13 protein-coding genes and 5 tRNA genes are annotated in these 15,902 nt (G+C 57.9%); 9 read left to right on the top strand and 9 right to left on the bottom strand.

From position 1 onward, the window contains the following. The first annotated feature begins 26 nt into the window (after positions 1 to 26). Positions 27 to 749, top strand: a complete 723-nt coding sequence (locus FS819_RS07400) for an alpha/beta hydrolase (protein WP_156547727.1) — start codon at positions 27 to 29, stop codon at positions 747 to 749. Positions 750 to 799: 50 nt separating this feature from the next. On the opposite strand, the gene mfd is transcribed toward FS819_RS07400, so the two are convergent. Together mfd and FS819_RS07390 are read right to left on the bottom strand one after the other, a co-directional pair. Beyond that, complete coding sequence (gene mfd / locus FS819_RS07395) at positions 800 to 4,327, bottom strand: transcription-repair coupling factor (RefSeq protein WP_156547728.1); 3,528 nt, start codon at positions 4,325 to 4,327, stop codon at positions 800 to 802. After that, the gene (locus FS819_RS07390) at positions 4,324 to 4,671 is read right to left on the bottom strand and encodes an FAD assembly factor SdhE (RefSeq protein ID WP_156541877.1); all 348 of its coding nucleotides are present in this window, start codon (positions 4,669 to 4,671) and stop codon (positions 4,324 to 4,326) included. The genes mfd and FS819_RS07390 overlap by 4 nt, the downstream gene beginning before the upstream one ends. 466 nt (positions 4,672 to 5,137) lie before the next feature. On the opposite strand from FS819_RS07390, the gene recG reads away from it, so the two are divergent. From recG to FS819_RS07375, 3 genes are all read left to right on the top strand, one after another. After that, a complete protein-coding gene (recG, locus tag FS819_RS07385) occupies positions 5,138 to 7,243 on the top strand; it encodes an ATP-dependent DNA helicase RecG (RefSeq protein ID WP_156547906.1) in 2,106 nt (701 codons plus the stop codon). A 112-nt stretch (positions 7,244 to 7,355) separates the two neighbouring features. Beyond that, entirely contained in the window at positions 7,356 to 7,487 is a 132-nt protein-coding gene (locus FS819_RS07380; RefSeq protein WP_267967302.1) for a hypothetical protein, read from the top strand. Between the two features lie 231 nt (positions 7,488 to 7,718). After that, on the top strand, positions 7,719 to 7,958 hold the full coding sequence (locus FS819_RS07375) for a hypothetical protein (protein ID WP_156547729.1): 240 nt from the start codon (positions 7,719 to 7,721) through the stop codon (positions 7,956 to 7,958). Between the two features lie 303 nt (positions 7,959 to 8,261). On the opposite strand, the gene FS819_RS07370 is transcribed toward FS819_RS07375, so the two are convergent. The 5 genes from FS819_RS07370 to FS819_RS07350 all read right to left on the bottom strand — a co-directional run bounded on the left by FS819_RS07370 (position 8,262) and on the right by FS819_RS07350 (position 10,016). Further along, positions 8,262 to 8,338 (bottom strand) — tRNA-Arg (locus FS819_RS07370). Positions 8,339 to 8,380: 42 nt separating this feature from the next. Further along, entirely contained in the window at positions 8,381 to 8,686 is a 306-nt protein-coding gene (locus FS819_RS07365) for an ETC complex I subunit (RefSeq protein ID WP_015916058.1), read from the bottom strand. An 85-nt stretch (positions 8,687 to 8,771) separates the two neighbouring features. Beyond that, positions 8,772 to 8,848: transfer RNA gene (locus FS819_RS07360), tRNA-Pro, on the bottom strand. A gap of 96 nt (positions 8,849 to 8,944) precedes the next feature. Further along, positions 8,945 to 9,412 (bottom strand): DUF192 domain-containing protein, encoded by a 468-nt coding sequence (locus FS819_RS07355; protein ID WP_156547907.1) that lies wholly within the window; start codon positions 9,410 to 9,412, stop codon positions 8,945 to 8,947. 25 nt (positions 9,413 to 9,437) lie between these two features. Next, entirely contained in the window at positions 9,438 to 10,016 is a 579-nt protein-coding gene (locus FS819_RS07350; protein ID WP_070150659.1) for a cold-shock protein, read from the bottom strand. A gap of 309 nt (positions 10,017 to 10,325) precedes the next feature. Here FS819_RS07350 and gloA point away from each other — a divergent pair, with 309 nt between their 5' ends. The 5 genes from gloA to FS819_RS07325 all read left to right on the top strand — a co-directional run bounded on the left by gloA (position 10,326) and on the right by FS819_RS07325 (position 12,576). After that, positions 10,326 to 10,766 (top strand): lactoylglutathione lyase, encoded by a 441-nt coding sequence (gene gloA, locus FS819_RS07345; protein ID WP_071206269.1) that lies wholly within the window; start codon positions 10,326 to 10,328, stop codon positions 10,764 to 10,766. 161 nt (positions 10,767 to 10,927) lie between these two features. After that, positions 10,928 to 11,860, top strand: coding sequence for a hypothetical protein (locus tag FS819_RS07340; RefSeq protein ID WP_156547730.1), 933 nt, complete (start codon positions 10,928 to 10,930; stop codon positions 11,858 to 11,860). Positions 11,861 to 11,962: 102 nt separating this feature from the next. After that, a tRNA-Glu gene (locus tag FS819_RS07335) sits at positions 11,963 to 12,037 on the top strand. A gap of 214 nt (positions 12,038 to 12,251) precedes the next feature. Continuing rightward, positions 12,252 to 12,326: transfer RNA gene (locus FS819_RS07330), tRNA-Glu, on the top strand. Between the two features lie 175 nt (positions 12,327 to 12,501). After that, positions 12,502 to 12,576 (top strand) — tRNA-Glu (locus FS819_RS07325). Positions 12,577 to 12,679: 103 nt separating this feature from the next. Here the strand turns inward: FS819_RS07325 and recJ are convergent. Both recJ and FS819_RS07315 read right to left on the bottom strand, forming a co-directional pair. Beyond that, complete coding sequence (recJ, locus tag FS819_RS07320) at positions 12,680 to 14,482, bottom strand: single-stranded-DNA-specific exonuclease RecJ (RefSeq protein ID WP_156547731.1); 1,803 nt, start codon at positions 14,480 to 14,482, stop codon at positions 12,680 to 12,682. Between the two features lie 40 nt (positions 14,483 to 14,522). Then, on the bottom strand, positions 14,523 to 15,845 hold the full coding sequence (locus FS819_RS07315) for a homoserine dehydrogenase (protein ID WP_156547732.1): 1,323 nt from the start codon (positions 15,843 to 15,845) through the stop codon (positions 14,523 to 14,525). Between the last annotated feature and the right edge of the window lie 57 nt (positions 15,846 to 15,902).

The raw sequence follows: 15,902 nt of genomic DNA, 5'->3' as shown, positions 1-15,902 counted from the left end.
CGCTTTTCTGCTGGCCATGACGGTTATTGTATCTGGCTTTCATCTCTTGCAGCCCGTCACGGGCAAACGACCGTCAAACAGCAATGGTCAAGACGACGCAGGGCGACATCGCAATAGAGGCATTCGAGAGGCGCGCACCTCAGAATCGCCCAGCCGTCATCATCCTGAGCGGCAGCAAAGGCTTTCGATCAGCAGCCTATGACGATCTTGCTCAAAGTCTCGATAAGGCGGGGCTTGATGCCTATCTGGTCCATGCCGTTTCAGACGCAGATTTGACTGCCATTGGCCATGCGAAGGGTGCGACAGGCCGCATCCAATATTACACAAGCCACATGGCCCGATGGAGCGCTGCTGTCAGGGATGTTCTACTGTTTCTCAAGAGACAATCTCCAGAGGATCGGAAAATCGGCATTCTCGGGATTTCGCTGGGCGCGCAAATCGCAGTCACCGCAACGGTAAACCGGCAAGATACCAATGCCCTGGTGCTCGTGGACGGTGGCTTTCCCGCTGGTTATTCTCAATACGTTCGCGCGTTTCCTCCCCTCCTGGTCGTCTGGGGGAGCGAAGACCGTGTATTTCCTGTCTCGATGGCAAGAGCATTATCAGAACAGGCCAAATCCCTAGGAACCGAAACTGAACTCTCAATATTTGATGGCGGAAGCCATGACTTTTTTCTGAAACCAGAAACATCCCTGGCGAAACAAGCCCACGAACGGGCTGCCCGTTTTCTTGCCGAGCGGTTGAAATAGACTCTGCCAGGGAAAGTAGTCTGGAGGCGGTCGATGGACCGCCTCTGCTCTCACTTAACCTTGGCCAGTTCCGCCAGTTGAGCCATGATGGTCGCTGCACCCGCCAGCCGTTTCTCGGGCGTTGGCAGATCGCGGGTCAGGAACACACTGTGGTCTGGACGGATCTTGGCCATGCTGCCCTGTTTGGCGATGAAGCCGACCAAAGCTGCCGGGTTGGGGAACAGCTTGTTGCGGAACTGAACCACGACGCCCTTCGGACCGGCTTCCAGCTTTTCGACATTGGCCTTGCGGCACAGCGCCTTGACATAGACCACCTTCAACAGATTCTGCACTTCCGCTGGCAGCGGCCCGAACCGGTCGATCAACTCGGCGCCAAAGCCATCGATATCGTTCAATTCGGTCAGTTCGCCCAAGCGGCGGTATAGGCCAAGACGCAGATGCAGGTCCGGCACGTATTCGTCGGGGATCATCACCGAGGTGCCGACCTGAATTTGCGGCGACCAGCCGCTATCGACCACTTCGTCCTCGCCCTTCACCTCGGCAACGGCCTCCTCCAGCATTTGCTGGTAAAGCTCGAAGCCGACTTCCTTGATGTGGCCGGATTGTTCCTCGCCCAGCAGATTGCCGGCGCCGCGAATGTCGAGATCGTGGCTGGCGAGCTGGAAGCCCGCGCCCAGCGTATCCAGCGATTGCAGCACTTTCAGCCGGCGTTCGGCGCTGGTCGTCAGCACCTTGTTGACCGGCAGGGTCAGCAGCGCGAAGGCCCGCACCTTGGAGCGGCCGACCCGGCCCCGGATCTGGTAGAGCTGGGCAAGGCCGAACATATCGGCGCGGTGAACAATGAGAGTATTCGCGGTCGGCACATCCAGCCCGGATTCGACGATGGTGGTGGAAAGCAGAACATCGTATCGGCCCTCATAGAAGGCGTTCATGATGTCTTCCAGCTCGCCCGCCGCCATCTGGCCATGGGCAATCGCCACTTTCAATTCCGGCACATCCGACTCCAGAAATGCCTTGATATCGGCAAGATCCGCCAGACGTGGGCAGACATAAAAGCTCTGCCCACCGCGATAATGTTCACGCATCAGCGTTTCGCGGATCACCAGCGGATCGAAGGGCGAAATGAAGGTGCGCACCGCCATACGGTCCACCGGCGGCGTGGTGATCAGCGACAATTCGCGCACCCCGGTCATCGCCAGCTGCAAGGTGCGCGGAATGGGCGTCGCCGAGAGCGTCAGCACATGCACGTCGCTCTTCAACTCTTTCAGCCGTTCCTTGTGCTTGACGCCGAAATGCTGCTCTTCATCAATCACCAGCAGGCCAAGATTGGCGAATTTTATGCCCGACCCCAGGAGAGCATGGGTGCCCACAACGATATCGGTCTTGCCCTCAGCCACTTCCTTCTTGACGAGGTTCAGCTCCTTGGTGCCCACCAGCCGTGAAGCCTGCTGGATGCGGATTGGCAACCCGCGAAACCGCTCGGAAAACGTCTTGAAATGCTGGCGCGCCAAAAGCGTGGTCGGCACAACAACCGCCACCTGAATACCGTTCATCGCTGCCACGAAGGCGGCGCGCAGCGCAACTTCCGTCTTGCCGAAGCCAACATCGCCGCAGATCAGCCGGTCCATCGGACGTCCGGCAGCCAGATCGCCACGCACCGCCTCGATAGCATTCATCTGGTCCTCGGTTTCCTCATAGGGGAACCGGGCCGCGAATTCGTCGTAGAAGCCTTCAGTCGTGGCCAGCACAGGTGCGGACCGCATCATCCGCTCGGCGGCGATGCGGATCAGCCCGCCAGCCATATCCAGCAGGCGTTTTTTCAGCTTGGCCTTGCGCATCTGCCAGGCACCGCCGCCCAGCTTGTCCAGCTGCGCTTCGCTGCCTTCCGAACCATAGCGTGACAGAAGCTCGATATTTTCGACCGGCAGGAACAGCTTGGCCTCATCGGCATATTGCAGTTCCAGACAAGCATGCTGGCTGCCCGCCGCCTGAATGGTGCGCAATCCGATAAACCGGCCAATGCCATGCTCTGCATGGACGACGATCGAGCCTTCATCCAGCCCGGCCACTTCGGAAATAAAATCAGCGGCCCGCTTGCGGCGCTTGGACCGGCGCACCATGCGGTCGCCGAGGATATCCTGCTCGCCGACCACCACGAGTTCGCCCGCCTCGAACCCGCCCTCAAGCGCCAGGACGGCGGTTGCCGCATGACCCTTGCCAAGCTGATCGAGATCCTTCAGGGCAGTAACAGGCTTTAGCCGCTCCAGCCCGTGCTCGTTCAACACCTGCAACAGCCGGTCGAGCGAACCTTCCGACCAGCCGGTAATCAGCACCTTGGAGCCGGAAGCCCGCTTGTCGGAAATATATTTTACTGCCTGGGTAAAGACATTGACCCGTTGCGCCTCGCCATCAGCCTTGGTCTCGCTGCTTTCCTGCGCAGCCAGCTTCGCCCAGCGCGGGCCGGAGCGGGCCGAGAGTTCAACAATCTTGCGGCCTTCGCTATCCGGCTCGGCAAACGGTGTCAGGCGGATCGGGTTCAGCGCTTCAAGCTTCTTGGCAAATTCCGCCGCCCCCAGATACAAATATTCCGGCGGTATGGGCTTATAAGGCGTGCCCTGGGCCAGATGGCCCTTGCCGGGTGTCGCGCTGTTCAACCGCGCCTCGTAATAGTCACGGATCAGCTTGCCGCGTTCTTCGGCGGATTCACGCACCGTATGGTCGAGCACCACCCGGAAATCGGTGAGATAGTCGAACACCGTCTCCAGCTTTTCATGGAACAGTGGCATCCAATGTTCCATGCCCGCATAACGGCGGCCTTCGGACACGGCGGTGTACAGCGCATCGTCGCGGGTGGCCGCGCCAAACAGCGACAGGTAATTCTTGCGAAACCGGCTGATGCTTTCCGGCGTCAGCGTCACTTCGCTCATCGGGTTGAGGTCGAGCGATCGGACCTGACCGATAGTGCGCTGGCTGGCCGGATCGAAACTGCGGATACTTTCCAGCGTATCGCCAAAGAAATCCAGCCGCACCGGCTCCTCAGAACCCGGCACGAAGACATCCAGAATGCCGCCACGCACTGCAAATTCGCCAACTTCGCGCACCGTATCGACGCGCTCAAAGCCGTTGCGCGACAAGCGGGCGGCAATGTCGTCCATCTTCACCTGATTGCCGGGACGGGCCGAAAAGGACAGGCTCTCGATAACGTCAGCCGGAGCCAGCTTTTGCAGCATGGCATTGGCGGTCACGAGCACGATGGCCGCATGGGGCTTTCGCGCATGGGCAATCAGCCCCGACAGCGCCGAGAGCCTGCGGGCGGAAATATCGGCGCTGGGCGAGACCCGGTCATAGGGCAGGCAATCCCAGGCGGGCAAGGTCAGCACCGGAATTTCGGGCGCACAGAAGCCGAGCATCTGCTCAATATCGTTCATCCGGCTGGAATCCGACAGAAGATAGGCGACAGGCCTGCCCTGCCGCGCCAGTTCCGCCACCAGAAAAGCGTCCATGCCATCAGGCACAGGCGAAAGGGTGACAGCGGACGCCGCCGCTGCCGTCTTCTTTGCATCAAACAGGGAAATCATTTTTCGGTCACAGCACTCGCATCAGGCCTGGACGACAAGGCAATGGCCGAACCATCGACCGGCGAAAAATCAGGGCGGGTGGCGGCAATGCGGTCAAACAACGGGATCTGTATATGAGCTGGCACAGGGGCTGCACCATTGATCCAGCTGATCAGGTCATTGTCTTCTTCCGCCATGATCAGTTCGAGATCATCCAGTTCGGCATCGTTGAGCGCGCTGATCTCGGCTTCGGCAAACTGACCGAGCATCAGGTCCATCTCCCTGATACCCCGATGCCAACAGCGAAACAGAATACGCCTGCGGCGGGGATCGAGATCGGCGCTACTGCGAACCAGACCAGTCATATCATTCACCTTCCTGTTGATGCTGAAGCTCTTGGCTTTGCATCGAATTTTATCGTAGACCGGTTTTCACAAGTTATGACGGAGCAAGCAGTTTCCCACTACCCCGCCTTCGCTCGGCGGTCCTCGCCTCACTGAAAACGCACTGCACCGGTCGGCTCCATCCCTCTTCTCCCAATCGGGGAGAAGGTGCCGGAAGGCGGATGAGGGGGCGGCGAAGCCGAGACCCATTCGTTTTTCATCCCTTACAGGTTCCTGAAAACCGGTTCCCACTTTTCAGTCCGATGCTTTTCTCTTCGCATCGGATATGCCCGAAAACCGGTTCCCACTTTTCGGTCCGATGCTTTTTTCATCGCATCGGATATCTCTGAAAACCGGTAGCCACTTTTCAGTCCGATGCTGTATACCCGCTCACAATTGCCTTGTCAGCCTTGCAATGCGCCTCATCACACGGCATTTTGCCGCCATCATGCGTCCATCCCTGCTCGATCCCCTGTTTGCCTCCGTTTCCACCCTGCCGGGCGTTGGTCCGAAGCTGGCGCAATTGCTGGCGAGCCTGCTGGGCCGCGAAGATGCCGAGGACGCCCGCGTCGTCGATCTGCTGTTCTTAAGCCCGCATCGCCTGATCGACCGGCGCAACCAGCCAGGAATTGCCCGGGCCCCGCAAGGTGCCATCGTCACCGTGACGGGCCGGGTTGATCGCCACACGCCTGCGCCTAAGGAAAATCGCAACGCGCCCTACCGGGTTTTCCTGCATGACGAGACCGGTGAATTAGCGCTGACATTCTTTCGCGCCAAGGGCAATTGGCTGGAAAAAGCCTTGCCGGTCGATGAGATCATCACGGTTTCGGGAAAAATCGACTGGTTCAATGGCCGCCCCTCGATGGTCCACCCGGATTTTATGGTCAAGGCCAGCGAGGCGGCGACCATGCCGCTGGTCGAGCCGGTCTATCCGCTAACGGCGGGCCTTTCGCCGAAAGTGCTGAAAAAGGCAATCGACCACGCGGTGGAACGCCTGCCGGACTTTGCCGAATGGATTGATCCGGCACTGGTGACAAAACAGGTTTTCGACGCTGTCAAACCAAGTTTTGAGCGTTTGCACAGCCCCCGCGACGAAAAGGATGTGGACCCGCAGGCCCCGGCCCGGCGCAGGCTGGCCTATGATGAATTTCTGGCGGGCCAGGTCTCTCTGGCACTGGTGCGTCAACGCTTGCGCAAGGTGGCGGGAACACCGGTTCGCGCCACGGGCGAGTTGAGCGGAAAAATCCTTGCCGCCCTGCCCTTTACCCCCACCAACAGCCAGAAGGACGCTGTTGCCGATATCTTGAAAGATATGGAAAGCGATAGCCGCATGTTGCGCCTGGTGCAGGGCGATGTCGGCGCGGGCAAGACGCTGGTGGCGCTGCTGGCAATGGCGGCTGTGGTGGAAAACGGCGGCCAGGCCGTGCTGATGGCGCCGACCGAAATTCTGGCGCGCCAACATCACGCCACGCTGTCAAAAATGGCGGCTGCTGCCGGAATTGCCGTCGATGTACTGACCGGACGCACCAAGGGCCGCGAGCGCGAAGCGGTGCTGGAGCGAATCGCCTCCGGCGCCGCGCAAATCGTCATCGGCACCCATGCACTGTTTCAGGATTCGGTCAATTATCACAATCTCATGCTGGCCGTGGTGGATGAGCAGCATCGCTTTGGTGTGCACCAGCGGCTGCGACTGACAGCCAAGGGCGTTTCGCCACACATGCTGGTCATGACCGCGACGCCCATTCCGCGCACGCTGGTTCTGGCCGCCTTCGGCGATATGGATGTCTCCAAGCTCACCGAGAAACCGGCGGGGCGCAAGCCGATCCAGACCGTGACCGTGCCGGTGGAGCGAATCGGCGATATCGTTGACCGGCTCCAGGCCGCGATTGCTTCCGGCAAGAAGGCCTATTGGATCTGCCCTCTGGTCGAAGAGACCGAGGAATCGGAACTGATGTCGGTGGAGGAGCGCTTCGAGGTGCTGAAAACCTGCCTCAAGGCGCCCATAGGCCTCGTGCATGGCCGCATGAAAGGCGAGGAAAAAGACGCCGCCATGCTGGCTTTCAAGAGCGGTGAAACACGGCTGCTGGTAGCAACCACAGTGGTGGAAGTCGGCGTGGACGTGCCGGACGCGACAATCATGGTGATCGAACATGCCGAACGCTTTGGCCTAGCGCAATTGCACCAGCTGCGCGGCCGGGTTGGGCGCGGCGCGGAAGCCTCCTCCTGCATTCTTCTTTATAAAGGCCCGCTGGGCGAAACCGGAAAGGCCCGCCTGTCAATCCTGCGCGACAGCGAGGATGGCTTCCTGATTGCCGAAGAAGACCTGAAACTGCGCGGCGAAGGCGAGTTGCTCGGTACCCGCCAATCCGGGACGCCCGGCTTTCGCATCGCCAGCCTGGAACACCATGCCGACCTCCTGGAAATCGCCCGCAAGGACGCCGCCTATCTGCTGGAACGCGACCCCGACCTGACTTCGGCACGCGGCGAGGCGGTGCGCACATTGCTCTACCTGCACCGCCGCGATGAGGCCGTCCGGTTCTTGCGGGCTGGATGAGGAATGACAAGGTAGGCAAACAGGTTTGAGGCACTGCTCATCCGTCGGATTTCGCTTGCTTTTCACCGGGCAATCGCGGCTAGCTGTCATTCTCAACACGGAGGAAACGACAATGGCTAAAGGTCAGGTACGCGGCAATAAGGAAACGCGAAAGCCGAAGAAGGACAAGACAGTTGATAAAGTCGTAGCGCCCACGCTCGGCTCACAGGTCAAGAACAGCGAATCCTCGACAAAAAAGAAGTAAGTGCAGAAGGCTTAGCCAGGCCCGGCGGGACGAAGGCTAGTTCTTCGCAATCTATACGTCGCCTTCACCCAAGTTGGCCAGTCGCCACGATATCCGTTTGCGGCGACTGGCTGGCCACAACTGCCAATCCCGAAGAATTTTGCTCACCGCGTTTCAATGGACACGTGAAAAAAGACATTGACTCTTCCCGAAAATAGAACATAAAGAGAACAAACGAGAAAGGGAAATAACATGTCTGACGCTGAAAAAATTATTGTCGTGCAGTTCAAAAAGAACCGCGCCGGTATTGTGCCGGGCGATATGCGCCAAGCTTCAAGCGTGGCTTCAGCAGAGAAAATAGCTGGCGCCATGGCATCTCGCTACATTGGTGTTGCCGCATACGCGGTCACAATCGATGAGGAAAACGGAAGCATGACCAACCCACGCCTGTTGGTATCGCACGGACAGATCTCTGACTTGATTCCAGACTGATCGAGCAGCGCATCAAACCAAATTTTCCAAACACCAGGATATCATTTGCGTTTTTGAGGACGCGACATCTGGGCATCCCAGAAATCCAACTCTCAAAAACGCGCTATGTTGGGTGGAAGCAACGCCGAACTGAAAGCACTATTCGGCTGGAATTCCGACGCGATGGCCGCGCTCTATACGAAAAAAGCTGACCGCAAGAAACTCTCACAGGCTGTTGCAACCAAACTGCGCGGGAACATTCCATCCCCTCACTTTTAAAATAGCTGAATAATTTCAGCGCATTACAAGGATGACTTTAGAGATTGGCGACCCCTGCAGGACTCGAACCTGCGACAACCTGCTTAGAAGGCAGGTGCTCTATCCAGCTGAGCTAAGGGGCCGGCGCGGCCTGTATGACGGGCCAGAGGCAGCAGCAAATGGGATTAATGCGTCCAGGGCTGGAGGCGGCTGAAGCGGAAATTGTCTGTGTAGGAAACCGACTGGCGGCGTGGTTCCTTTGGCTGGATGACGCGGTAATCGATTCCATTGCGCTGAGCGTAGGCTTCAGCCAATTCCTGCGTTTCAAACGTCAGCTTGACCTGCTGGAGCATATCGCCTGAGCTGGTATAGCCCATCATCGGGTCGATTGTCCGTGGTTCGGATGCATCGAACTCCAGAACCCATAGATGGGTCTTGGCTTTTCCGGATTGCATGGCTGTTTTTGCAGGACGGTAAATCTTAGCGGACATAATTCCGATTCCTCATGAAAACGAAGAGACTATATCTCTTCCCTTCCTCGCCGTCATCTTCCAGCGAAAGAATTCGCCGGAAGAATGGTCGGAGTGGAGAGATTCGAACTCCCGACCCTCTGGTCCCAAACCAGATGCGCTACCAGACTGCGCTACACTCCGTGACCGCCGAATGATGGGGAGATACACGGTTCACTCTTTAATCGCAACAGGAAAAACTCAAAAAAAACCGTCTTTTCGATGATTTTGTTCGCAGCGTTATGGAGGGGGTGCAATTCCCTGTATGACCATGCTGCCAGGACCGATCCCAAGCGCCTGTGCCCGCCCACCATTCAGTTCAATTACATAGCGTACCGGACCAGGCGAAGGTATCAAATCCTCCGAATAGGGTTTTGTGCGCGCTGCAACACCGGTCACCACACCTTTTTCATCGATAAACAGCATATCCAGCGGTAAAGGCGTGTTTTTCATCCACATCACAACAGTGCGGCTGTCGCCAAAATCGAAAATCATGCCGTCATTCAGCCCAAGCTTGGTGCGGCCCATCAGGCCCTGCTCCCGTTGCGAAACAGAGATCGCATATTCCATCTTTAATCGAAGCTGCTGACCGGCGGGTGTCTGAATGACGGCTGGCCCTTTGAGGAATTGCTCAGCCATGGCCGGGGATAGTGTGAATGCAATATAGAAAAAAAGCGCCCAAAAGGCGCTTCTAGAAAAAACCAGCATTCCCGTCACTCACAATACGGGACAATCAATGCGCCATCACATGCGGCGCAGGATTATCCGGGTGAATTTCTGCCGCCATCAGGCCTTTGTCGCCATTGCCGAAGCGTACCAGCACTGTCTGTCCGGGCCGCAATTCTGTCAAGCCGAATCGACGCAGCGTTTCCATGTGAACGAAAATGTCCTCGGTGCCCTCGCCCCGCGTCAGGAAGCCGAAGCCTTTGGTGCGATTGAACCACTTGACCAGAACCCGCTCCAACCCGCTTGATGGCGTCACCTGAACATGGGTCCGCATGGGAGGCATTTGCGAAGGGTGTGTCGCCGTCGACTGATCCATCGACAGAACCCGGAAGGCCTGATAGCCCCGATCGCGCTTATGGATCAGCGCGACAATCCGCGTTCCCTCCAGGATGGTCTGGTAACCGTCCCGGCGCAGGCAGGTCACATGTAGCAAGACGTCCTGCATGCCATTATCCGGAACGATAAAGCCAAAACCCTTGGCAACGTCGAACCATTTCACCACACCGGTGATTTCGACAAGATCCAGGGGCTCTTCCGAGAGCCCGCTGAATTCCACGAACTCTTTCGCTGAAATTCTATCCGCCATCTCTAAACCGCCCCTCGACAACGCCAAACATGGATAACGCTTACTGATTCCCGAAGGCTAGATTAACATTTTGTTAATACTGTTGCGCAAGCCCTAGTTTCAGTTATTCGCATCTGCTTTTTCGCGCCTGTAGCTTGTTCGAAACTGACGAGTGCAGATTTCCCGCTTTCCCCTTTGTCTATTCAGTCAATTTTCTTCAAACCGTTCATTTTCTCTCGTGATGTCATTTTTTTCAGGCACGGCCATGACAATGCTTGAAGCCGTCGCCCTCAGGCGACATATGCGGCATGCAACAGGGAGAATTTCAAAATGCGCTATCTTCACACAATGGTCAGGGTCAAGGATGTCGATGCTTCCCTGAAATTCTACTGCGAATTGTTCGGCATGAGCGAAGTTCGCCGAATCGACAATGAAAAAGGCCGCTTCACGCTGATTTTCCTTGCCGCCGACGAAGACAAGGCCAAAGCCAGCCAGGACATGGCCCCATGCCTTGAGCTGACCTATAATTGGGATGCGGAAGACTATGCCGGTGGGCGTAATTTCGGCCATCTTGCTTATGAAGTGGATGACATCTACGCCATTTGCCAGAAGCTGATGGATAATGGCGTGACGATCAACCGCCCGCCTCGCGATGGCCATATGGCTTTCGTACGCTCACCAGACGGCATTTCCATCGAAATCCTCCAGAAAAACGGCGCATTGGCACCGGCAGAGCCTTGGCTCTCCATGCCAAATACCGGCGCCTGGTAGCCTTACCCACCGAACGTCTTTGCGTGTGACATATTCATTTAAGATGCCGCCGTCATCGCGGCGGCATCATGCCTGACGCAAGCTCATTGTGTCACGGTCGCTCCAACCATAGACACTGCCCACCATCGACAGGTCCGGGCATTCTCGTCAAGGAGAGCGACATGATGTCCCCAAACCGTCTGTTCGGCCAAAGCCCGTGGACTGCCAGTCCTAGGCTTTCGAAGAGTGCGAATGGCAAGCCAGCGTCAAGAAGCCCAGCGTCTACAAGCATTGCCGCCGTTTTCGGCCTTGCCTTGTTGGCAGGTTGCGCGACCACGAAAACTCCACCTCCCATCGTGGAACAAGGCGCGATTGGCGATGCCGATGTCGTTGAAACGGCAGCGCATCCAGCCAGTGTCTCGCCGCCGCCCAATAAGGGTGGCTTATACCGCGATCCCCTCGTCAATACCGGCCATCGCAAGCCCGGGACGGCGTCTGGCGCTGCTGGAGCCAATGGCAGCGCCACTCTCTCCTCCGGACCGTCAGCCGAACAGGTTGTGGCGATGAACCAGTCCAGACCGGAGCAAACGGCATCGCCAAACTCATCCGGGCTCTATTCCGCATCCCATCCATCAGATGACGGCGCGGCATCGGCCAGTAGCCCGGCCAATAGCATTGTGCCGCCGAACATGCCTGTTCGTCCGTTCCAGGCCACGGTAAACAGCGTTTACAGCGTGCAAAAGCCGTTGGAACAGACACAACCACAAACACAACCTCAGAAGCAGGCCAATCAACCGATAGAGCCTGTGGTCGCCCCTACCCCGGCCCCAGTTGTTGTCAAGCAACGCCCGGCCTCAAAAGCGGAAATTCTCGCAGGTCTAGCACCAGATCCGAAGAAGGTTCGTACGGCGCCAAAGGCGCAACAGACAACGATGCCACAACAACAGATGTCACCGGTACCAGCCCAGTTGCAGACGAGCCTGCCGACCGCAGCACCCGGCATGGCCAGTTCGGCGGGAGTTACCGAAATGGAAAAAATCGAGGGTGCACCTGGGGCTCAGGGCATGACGAAGGACAGTTTCATCAAGAAATTCCTTGCCAAAATACGCAAATGACGTGCTGACTGGCCCATTTTTCAGGCTGTCATTTTTCCGTAAAATTTTGGATTTCAGTGCTTGCCAGCCTCCAAACACGTGATTATAAGGGCGCCACAGCACGCGCCCTTCGTCTATCGGTTAGGACGTCAGATTTTCATTCTGAAAAGAGGGGTTCGACTCCCCTAGGGCGTGCCACTGCTTAACTCCCCAACATATTTGCGAAATAATGATCGTTTCAAAGATAACGATTGAAATGTGCTGATTCGACCACGGCACATTCCGATACCCTTTCAAAGTAGGGCTGCCCTGCATTCGCGGTTCTCCACAGGCTAAGGAAAAATCGGCAATAAAGCTGAAAAATTCGCTTGCAGCTCCAGTCTGTTCGCACTAAGAGAGCCGCACGCAACACGCGCCCTTCGTCTATCGGTTAGGACGTCAGATTTTCATTCTGAAAAGAGGGGTTCGACTCCCCTAGGGCGTGCCACTGCGTTTCCCCGGAAAACTCGTTTCTGCATTCTGCTTATTGAAGCGGAAAAGACTGCGCGACCTTAAGTCAGCCAGCTGATAGATCGCATGAAAAAAATCACTGAGCCTACGGAAAAAGCTCATTTTTTCGCTTGCCATGAATCATCCGCCTGCCTATAAGCAGCCCACAGCACGCGCCCTTCGTCTATCGGTTAGGACGTCAGATTTTCATTCTGAAAAGAGGGGTTCGACTCCCCTAGGGCGTGCCACTGAACCCTCCCCGTATTGATGTTTATACCGTTGCCAAGCGCAGAGTGCGCTTTGCGTTCTCAGGCTCATCGAAGTGCTGTGCCGTGACGTTTTTCGCCGCGCTCAAAACGCTGGCGCTGCATCCAGAATGCGGATTTGGATACGGCGCGTGCCTTGCCAGAGTTCCGCCCCAAGGCAGCCCGCGACATGCACGGCGTCGCCTCGGCGGCCAAGCAGCAGATCACCGAGCGGCGTTTCCTTGGCACGAAAGGCAATGCCGTCGATTCGGCTGCCATCCGGCGCTTCCAGAGTGACCTTGACGTGGCTGGTGCCAATCAGCCGTGAATCACGAATCCGGTGGGCCGGGATGGCAAAGATTGGTTGGGAATGGCCGGAGCCATAGGGGCCGGCGGTTTCCAGGAGGTCGATCAACGCAAGCGTCGCACCGGATGCGCCAACCGCACCATCGATCTTCAAAGCCCTGATGGCCGAGAGCGCCATGACCTTTTCCTGCGCCTGTTCATCAAAAAACGCCCGCAACTTGCCGAGATTGCCGCGCTCTACCGTCAGCCCTGCGGCCATCGCGTGGCCGCCGCCCTTGACCAACAGACCATTGTCCACCGCCGCGCGCACCATCTTACCCATGTCAAAACCGGCGATGGACCGGCCGGAGCCAGTCCCTTTGCCCGATCCGTCGAAGGCAATAGCAAAGGCAGGCCGCTGGAACCGCTCTTTCAGCCGGGCCGCCAGCAGCCCGACAATGCCAGGATGCCAGCCTTCTCGTGCGGTGAGAATCACGGCGGCGCGCTCGCCAGTGCCATATTCGGCCATGGCCTCGGCTTCCGCCTCGGCCAGCATCTGCGCTTCCATCGCCTGACGTTGACGGTTCAGGTCGTCCAGTTGGGCGGCAATTTCATCGGCCTCGGCAGCGTCATCCAGCGTCAGCAAACGGCTGCCCAACGCGGCATCGCCGATCCGGCCACCGGCATTGATTCGTGGACCAACCAGGAAGCCGAAATGATAGGGCGTCACTGGGCCGCCGATTCCCGCGATCTTCAGGAGGGATGCAAGACCGGCATTTTGTTGGTGGCGGGCGGCAATCAGGCCCTTCACCACATAGGCGCGGTTCAGCCCCTTCAGCGGCACGACATCGCAGACCGTCGCCAGCGCCACAAGATCCAGCCAGGCCAGCAGATCGAGCGAGCGCGCAGCACCGTGACCAGCCTCACGCAGCTTGCGCAGCGTTCCGACCAACACCATGAACACCACGCCAGCCGCGCAGAGATGGCCCTGCCCTGATAGGTCGTCGCTCCTGTTAGGATTGACCAGCGCCAGGCAGGCAGGCAAGTCCTGCCCCATCTGGTGATGGTCGATCACCACCACATCCACGCCTCTGCGCTTTGCCTCCTCCAGGGCATCGTGGCTCGTCGAGCCGCAATCCACCGTGACAATCAATTGCGCGCCGCGCTCGATCAACTGACCGATAGCTGCGGCATTCGGGCCATAGCCTTCGAAAATTCGGTCAGGAATATAGATTTCGGCTTCAATACCGAAATGCGCGAGAAACCGCCATAATAGTGCCGACGACGAAGCACCATCGACATCATAATCGCCAAAAATCGCCACGCGCTCAGAGCGCATGATTGCCGCCACCAGCCGGTCGGCGGCCTTGTCACCGTCGGTCAGGCTGGAAGGGTCGGGCATCAGATCGCGGATGGTCGGATCGAGAAAGGCTTGCGCATCGGCAACCGCTACGCCCCGCCCGGCCAGAACCCGCGCCACCAGATCGGGAATGCCATGCACCTGCGCAATCGCCAGCGACCGGTTCAACCCAGCCTGATCCAGCCGAGATACCCAGCGCTGACCGCTGACCGAGGTCTCGACATTCAAAAAGGCGCGTTCTATCGGGTCGGCGGGTTCAAGCATTGATGAAGCAACTCGGTTATCGCCGCTCCACAGTCAGGAGCTAAGCTGTTTTCGGCCGCTCGATGCGGATCACTTGCGGTTCACCCAGCAGATAGCCTTCCTCCTTGATGGCGGCAACGGCCTGGCGCACGGATTTTTCCAATGTGGCATGGGTGACGAGGATGATCGTCTTGGTTTGATCGGCGTCAGACGATGTCTGCGAGTGCTGGACAATCGATTCGAGCGAAATGTTGTTTTCCGCCATCTGCGTCGCAATGCTGGCGAAAACCCCGGTGCGGTCGACCACGGTCAGGCGGATAAAGTAGCCGCCTTCATGCCGGGTCATCTCAGCCTGAACATAGGGTTCGAGCAGATGCGCCGGGCGGCCCAGAACCGGAACCATCTGCGCGCCGGGGCGGCTTTTGGCGATATCGGTAATGTCACCCAGCACAGCGGATGCCGTGGCATTGCCACCGGCACCAGGGCCGACCATCAGCAATTCGCCGAGAATATCGGATTCCAGCGCCACCGCATTCGTCACGCCATCGACCTGGGCAATCACCGAATCAAGCGGCACCATGGTCGGATGGACGCGCTGCTCAATGCCGGTGGCGGTCTTTTGCGCCACGCCGAGCAGCTTTATTCGGTAGCCGAGATCGCGGGCGGCGTGGATGTCGTCGATGGAAATATTGCTGATGCCTTCGAGATAGATCTCGTCGGCAGCAATTTGGCTGCCGAAGGCCAGCGTCGTCAGGATTGACAGCTTGTGGGCCGTATCATTGCCCTCGATATCGAAAGTCGGATCGGCCTCGGCATAGCCAAGACGCTGGGCTTCAGCCAGGCAATCGGCAAAGCTCAAGCCCTCCTTTTCCATCCTGGTCAGGATGTAATTGCAGGTACCGTTCATGATGCCGTAGATCCGCGAAAAATCATTGCCGGTCAGCGATTCGCGCAGCGTCTTGATAACCGGGATACCGCCGGCGACAGCAGCTTCATAGTTGATCAAAAGGCCCTTTTCTTCCGCCAGCTTGGCCAGTTCCACACCGTGGCGGGCCAGCAGCGCCTTGTTGGCGGTCACCACATGCACGCCGCGACCGAGGGCCGCGCGCACGGAATGTTCGGCGGGACCTTCCGCGCCGCCGATCAACTCGACGAACACATCGATATCGGCCTTTTCAGCCATCTCGACCGGGCTATCGAACCAGGTGACACCGGAAAGATCGACGCCGCGATCGCGGGTCTTGTCGCGTGCCGAGACCGCCGAAATGGCAATAGGCCGACCGCAGGCGACGGTGAGCGCTTGGGTGCGGGTTTGCAAAATACGCGCCAGCGACGCACCAACGGTTCCGAGACCCGCAATGCCGATCTTAAGGGCATCAGCCATGAGAAAATCCTGATATGCTTTTCAATATTCGGAAAAGAGCGGCCGCGAATGGGCCGC

Origin of the sequence: Allorhizobium sp. Av2 (assembly GCF_021462805.2) — a bacterium.
GTDB lineage: Bacteria > Pseudomonadota > Alphaproteobacteria > Rhizobiales > Rhizobiaceae > Allorhizobium > Allorhizobium vitis_G.
The sequence above is the reverse complement of the archived record's forward strand: the minus strand, read 5'-3'. Positions and strand labels throughout refer to the sequence as shown.

Coding starts and splice junctions, on each gene's coding strand:
- mfd (WP_156547728.1), bottom strand. CDS start 4,327: ATGATTTCCCTGTTTGATGCAAAGAAGACGGCAGCGGCGGCGTCCGCT.
- FS819_RS07390 (WP_156541877.1), bottom strand. CDS start 4,671: ATGACTGGTCTGGTTCGCAGTAGCGCCGATCTCGATCCCCGCCGCAGG.
- recG (WP_156547906.1), top strand. CDS start 5,138: ATGCGTCCATCCCTGCTCGATCCCCTGTTTGCCTCCGTTTCCACCCTG.
- FS819_RS07380 (WP_267967302.1), top strand. CDS start 7,356: ATGGCTAAAGGTCAGGTACGCGGCAATAAGGAAACGCGAAAGCCGAAG.
- FS819_RS07375 (WP_156547729.1), top strand. CDS start 7,719: ATGTCTGACGCTGAAAAAATTATTGTCGTGCAGTTCAAAAAGAACCGC.
- FS819_RS07365 (WP_015916058.1), bottom strand. CDS start 8,686: ATGTCCGCTAAGATTTACCGTCCTGCAAAAACAGCCATGCAATCCGGA.
- FS819_RS07355 (WP_156547907.1), bottom strand. CDS start 9,412: ATGCTGGTTTTTTCTAGAAGCGCCTTTTGGGCGCTTTTTTTCTATATT.
- FS819_RS07350 (WP_070150659.1), bottom strand. CDS start 10,016: ATGGCGGATAGAATTTCAGCGAAAGAGTTCGTGGAATTCAGCGGGCTC.
- gloA (WP_071206269.1), top strand. CDS start 10,326: ATGCGCTATCTTCACACAATGGTCAGGGTCAAGGATGTCGATGCTTCC.
- FS819_RS07340 (WP_156547730.1), top strand. CDS start 10,928: ATGATGTCCCCAAACCGTCTGTTCGGCCAAAGCCCGTGGACTGCCAGT.
- recJ (WP_156547731.1), bottom strand. CDS start 14,482: ATGCTTGAACCCGCCGACCCGATAGAACGCGCCTTTTTGAATGTCGAG.
- FS819_RS07315 (WP_156547732.1), bottom strand. CDS start 15,845: ATGGCTGATGCCCTTAAGATCGGCATTGCGGGTCTCGGAACCGTTGGT.